The sequence below is a fragment of the Longimicrobium sp. genome, assembly GCF_036280135.1.
GTDB lineage: Bacteria > Gemmatimonadota > Gemmatimonadetes > Longimicrobiales > Longimicrobiaceae > Longimicrobium.
Genome location: NZ_DASURI010000571.1, coordinates 1 through 5,553, shown reverse-complemented (window position 1 = coordinate 5,553; position 5,553 = coordinate 1). Strand labels below are relative to the sequence as shown.

Annotated in this window: 2 protein-coding genes; both read left to right on the top strand. The window is 72.3% G+C overall.

Annotated elements, in window-relative coordinates; translation table 11 throughout:
- Positions 1 to 978 precede the first annotated feature (978 nt).
- Positions 979 to 4,014: a TonB-dependent receptor gene (locus tag VFZ20_RS18405; RefSeq protein ID WP_329685389.1), complete on the top strand. Its 3,036-nt coding sequence runs from the start codon at positions 979 to 981 to the stop codon at positions 4,012 to 4,014.
- Between the two features lie 40 nt (positions 4,015 to 4,054).
- Positions 4,055 to 5,380 (top strand): RagB/SusD family nutrient uptake outer membrane protein, encoded by a 1,326-nt coding sequence (locus VFZ20_RS18400; protein ID WP_329685388.1) that lies wholly within the window; start codon positions 4,055 to 4,057, stop codon positions 5,378 to 5,380.
- Positions 5,381 to 5,553: the final 173 nt, after the last annotated feature.

Below are 5,553 nucleotides of genomic sequence, written 5' to 3'. Positions count from 1 at the left end.
TGGAATCATCGCGGGGCGGCGGACCATGGGTCTGCCGCCCTGCGTCGTTGGGGGCCCTCACCCGCTCGCTGTCGCTCGCACCCTCTCCCGCAAACTGCGCGGGAGAGGGTGTAGACTTCGACCGGCCCTGGTGCGCGACGCCGGCGGTCCGGTCGGTTGAAGCCTCGTTCGCAGAGCGCGTCGGCGCGAGACGGGGCTTGCCGCTGTCCCAGTGGCGGGTTCACCCGCTCCGGCTGCGCGTCGGACCCCGGGCACCGGGCGACGCACCTCGGACCCTCTCGCCTCCGTCCGGACGGACGTGTCTCGACAGCCGCCCCGGTGCACATGGCTTCGTGTGTGCTGGGGCAGTCCGCGCAGGCGGACTTCGCGAATCTCCAGCGGCGAATTCATTCGCTCCGGCTTGGAGACGGCCTTTCCCGGATCTGATCCGCAATCGGACGGAAGGCCCGGCGTCGCGGTACCCAAAACTCGCCGCCATCCGCGCCACCCGTACGCGCCCGCTGTCTGCCCTCCGCGTCTGCCCTCCGCGTCTGCCCTCCGCGTCCGCCCTCCGCGTCTGCCCTCCGCGTCTGCCCTCCGCATCTGCCCTCCGCATCTGCCTTCCGCATCTGCCCTCCGCGCCGGCGTGAGGCACCGGCGGCGGCACGGCACCGCGTGTGTACGCCGCGCGCTTGCACGTTCCCGCGGGGTCGTGTAGGATAGCCATCGTCAGCACACTTCGATTCCAGGGCCTTCCTATTCGGCGTCCGGGTCCCACCCGGACCCCGCGGCGGCGCGGCGGCACCCCGCCCCGCATCCGCGGATGCTGCTTTCTTCGCACTCCCCATCGACACCGGTGTTCACCTCGTCGTCCCGCGCACCGGCGTGGCGGACGAACGTTCCATCCACCCCCCGGCACGACCGCACGCGCAGGACCCGCCCCCGCGGCGGGCACACGAGCCCCAGCCGTTTCACCACACCACCCGAGGGTTGCCACTGATGAAACCTTCCCTGTGTACACTCGCCCGGGCCGCGCTCCTGGCCCTGGGGCTGGCCGCCGCCGCGCCGCCCGCGGCCGCGCAGGAGGCCGGCGGCGTTCGCGGCACCGTCACCGACCAGGCCACCCGCCGCCCGCTCCCCGGCGCGCGCGTGACCGTCGCGGGCACCCCCCGCGGCGCCGTGACGGATGCCCGGGGCGCGTACCAGCTCACCGGCGTGCCCGCCGGCACCCGCGTGCTGCGCGTGGAGCTGCTGGGCTACAGCCCCGTGGAGCGCGCCGTGGCCGTGGCCGCGGGGCAGACCATCACGGCCGACTTCAGCCTGGGCGAGTCGGCCATCTCCCTGGACGAGCTGGTGGTGGTGGGATACGGCACGGAGCGCCGCGGCGAGCTCACGGCCGCCGTGTCGTCCGTGGAGGGCGCGGCGATCGCCGACCAGCCCGTGGCGGGGCTGGACGCGGCCCTGCAGGGGCGCGTGGCCGGCGTGCAGGTGGTGCAGAACGCCGGCAACCCCGGCAACGCCCCCACCGTGCGGGTGCGCGGCGCCGCCAGCATCAGCGCCAGCAACCAGCCCCTGTACGTGGTGGACGGCGTGCCCCTCATCTCCGAGGACTACTCGCAGCTGGGGATGGGCGGGCAGGGGATCTCCGGCGTCACGGGGCTGAGCCCCGAGGACATCGAGAGCATCGACGTGCTCAAGGACGCCGCCGCCACGGCCATCTACGGCTCGCGGGGCAGCAACGGCGTGATCGTCGTCACCACGCGGCGCGGGCGGGCGGGGCGGCCCCGCGCCACCTTCAGCGCGTCGGCGGGCACGCAGGAGGCCGCGCGGCGGCTGGACCTGCTGAGCGCCACGGAGTACCTGGAGTTCTTCAACGAGAGCGCCGTCAACGACGGCTACGACGAGGACTACTACGGCGTCATCGGCGTGGACGACCGGGTGAGCACCGACTGGCAGGACGAGGTGCTGCGCACGGCCCCCGTGCAGAGCTACGAGCTGGGGCTGAGCGGCGGCGACGAGCGGGTGCGCTACTACGTGGGCGGCACCTGGTTCGACCAGGAGGGCATCGTCATCGGCTCGTCGTACGAGCGGGCGGGCGCGCGCGCCAACCTGGACCTGGCGCCCACCGACCGCCTGTCGCTGGCGGTGTCGCTGGGCCTTGCCCGCGAGCTCACCCACCGCATCGAGAACGACGGCAGCGACAAGGGGATCATCACCAACTCCGTGGGCAACGCTCCCCTCATCGCCGTGCGCAACGACGACGGCACCTTCACGGGGACGGCCGACGGGCTGGAGTACCCCAACGCCGTGGCCCTGGGCACCCTGAACGACGCGCAGGCGCGCACCTGGCGCACCCTGGGCAACGTGGAGGGTCGCTACCGCCTGCTCGACGCCCTGACCTGGACGTCGCGGGTGGGCTTCGACGTGCTGGGGCTGCGCGAGTCGCAGTACGAGTCGCCGCGGGTGGGCGGCACCTACGCGGCCAGCAGCGGCGGCGTGGCCAAGAGCGGCACCACCACGGGCGCCCGCTACGCCATCGACAACTTCGCCACCTGGGACCAGCTCCTGGGCGACCGGCACGACGTGACGCTCACCCTGGGCAGCAGCGTGGAGCTCAACCGGGGCGAGCTCAACTTCATCCGGGGCGAGCAGCTGGGCAACGACCGGCTGCGCGAGGTGCGCAACGCCGCCGTCATCGTGGACGCCGACGCCACGCGCTTCGAGAACAACCTGGTTTCCTTCTTCTCCCGCGCCGCGTACACCTTTGACGACCGGCTCACGCTGGGCGGCAGCGTGCGCTACGACGGCTCGTCGCGCTTTGGCGAGAACAACCGCTGGGGCGTGTTCCCGGCCGTGTCGGCCGCGTGGTCCGTGGCCAACGAGCGCTTCATGGAGGGCGTGGCGTTCGTGGACGACCTCAAGGTGCGCGCCAGCTACGGCGTCACGGGCAACCAGGCCATCAGCAACTACCCCTTCCAGGGGCTGGTGGGCAGCGCCAACTACGGCGAGATCCCCGGCCTGGCGCCCAGCAACCTGGCCAACCCCGACCTGCGGTGGGAAAGCACGCGCCAGGTGGACGTGGGCGTGGACCTGCTCGTCCTGGACGAGCGCGTGGGGCTCACGGTGGACTGGTACCACAAGGACACGCGGGACCTGCTCCTGGACCGTCCCGTGACGAGCACCAGCGGCTTCACGAGCGTGTTCGACAACGTGGGCGAGATGGAGAACCGGGGGTGGGAGGTGTCGCTGCGCACGCTGAACCTGGTGCCCGCGCGCGAGGGCGGCGCGCGCTGGACCACGGAGCTCAACTGGACGGCCAACCGCAACCGGGTCACGGCCCTCTTCAACGACGAGCCCTTCAGCACGGGCGAGCGCGACATCAACCGCGTGCAGGTGGGGCAGCCCATCGGCGCCTTCTACACGGTCAAGTTCTTGGGCGTGGACCCGCGGACGGGCGACGCCATCTACGAGGACCTGGACGACAACGGGCGCATCGGCTCGGGCGACCGGCAGATCGTGGGCAGCCCGCACCCCGACTGGACGGGCGGCCTGGCCAACACGCTGGAGCTCGCCGGGTTCGACCTGCGGGCGTTCGTGCAGGTGAGCCAGGGGGCCGAGGTGTTCAACGCCATGCGCCTCTTCAGCGACGCGGGGGGCTGGTACCTGGACAACCAGTTTGGCCACGTGATGGAGCGCTGGCGCCAGCCGGGCGACGAGACGGACGTGCCGCGGGCCAGCTACGACGGCCTCTCGGGGGCCCGCACCATCAGCAGCCGCTTCATCGAGGACGGCTCGTACGTGCGGCTGCAGGAGGTGACGCTGGGGTACCGCCTGCCGGCCGCGCTGGCCCGCCGCGCGGGGATGGAGGGCGCCCGCGTGTACGTGTCGGGGCACAACCTGCACACCTGGACGGACTACATGGGCTACTCGCCCGACGTGAACAGCAACGGTGTCTCCAACGCGGCGCTGGGGACGGACTTCTACGCCTACCCCGTGGCCCGCACCATCTCGCTGGGCATCCGGGGCACCTGGTGACCGCGTCCACGAACCCCATCAACCCCTCCGTGGAGACCCCATGCGACTGAGACTTCTCCTTCCCGCGCTGCTGCTGGCGGGCACGGCGGCCTGCGACGGGCTGCTGGACGCGGACCCCGTGGACCAGCTCCCCGTGGACCAGGCCATCACGAGCGCCGAGGGGGCCCGCACGGCCCTGGCCGGCGCCTACAACGCCCTGCAGAGCGCCAGCTACTACGGCGGCGACTTCGTCTTCTTTGGCGACCTGTCGGCCGACAACGCCGTGCACACGGGCACCTTCCAGACCTTCGACGATGCCGACGTCAACCAGCTGCGGGCCGACAACGGCACCGTCGAGGGCATCTGGGACGCGCTGTACATCGGCCTGAACCGCGCCAACGTGCTCCTGCGGCAGGTGCCGGGCGTGACGGACCTGGACGCCGACGAGCGCGACCAGATCCTGGGCGAGGCGCACTTTCTTCGCGCCCTGCACCTGCACAACCTGGTCAAGCTGTGGGGCGACGTGCCCATGCCCCTGGAGCCGGCCGCCAGCGTGGACGAGGCCGGGCGCATCACCCGCACCCCGGCGGACCAGGTGTACGCGCAGATCGTGAGCGACCTGCAGCAGGCGGCCTCGCTCATGTCCGAGGAGCAGACGCGGCAGGCCTCGGCCGGGGCGGCGCGGGCGCTGCTGGCCCGCGTGCAGCTGTACCGCGGCCAGTGGGCGGCGGCCCTGGCGCAGGCCGAGGCCGTGGAGGCCATGGGCTACACGCTGGCGCCCTCCTTTGGCGACCTGTTCGACGAGGACGGGGCCGACACGGACGAGGACATCCTGCGGGTGACCTTCACGGCGTCGGACTACAACAACCTGGGCTACTACTACCTCAGCGAGGACGAGGGCGGCCGGGGCGAGGTGGCGCCGCAGCAGGAGCTCATCGACGCGTACGAGGCCGACGACGCGCGCCTGGCCTGGTCCATCTCGGGCGACGAGGAGGGCGACGCGTTCGGCACCCGGTTCCCCAGCACGGCGGGCGCCGAGGACGTGCACGTGATCCGCTTTGCCGAGGTGGTGCTCACGCGCGCCGAGGCCCTGGCGCGCCTGGGCCGGCTGGAGGAGGCGGTGGACCAGTACAACCGCATCCGCGAGCGGGCGGGCGTGGATCCGCACGTGCTGGGGGTGGACGTGACGGGCCAGCAGCAGGTGCTGCAGGCCATCTGGGCGGAGCGGCAGCGCGAGCTGGCGTTCGAGGGCGACCGCTGGCCGGACCTGGTGCGCACGGGGCGCGCGGCGGCGGTGCTGGGCATTCCCGCGTTCCAGACGCTGTATCCCGTTCCCCAGGGGGAGATCGACGTGGCGTCGGGGCTCACGCAGAACCCGGGGTACTGACGGAACCGCAGGGAATAGGGAACAGGGAATAGGGAATAGCGGGATGGAAGACCGGGGGCGCGTCGCGCGGTGCGGCGCGCCCCCGGCCGCAGGGCGGTCCGGACGACGCGGCCCCCAGCCCCGGCGAATGAATTCGCGGCTCGGACTACGTGATGTCGGCCTTCGCCGACGGC

Coding starts and splice junctions, on each gene's coding strand:
- VFZ20_RS18405 (WP_329685389.1), top strand. CDS start 979: ATGAAACCTTCCCTGTGTACACTCGCCCGGGCCGCGCTCCTGGCCCTG.
- VFZ20_RS18400 (WP_329685388.1), top strand. CDS start 4,055: ATGCGACTGAGACTTCTCCTTCCCGCGCTGCTGCTGGCGGGCACGGCG.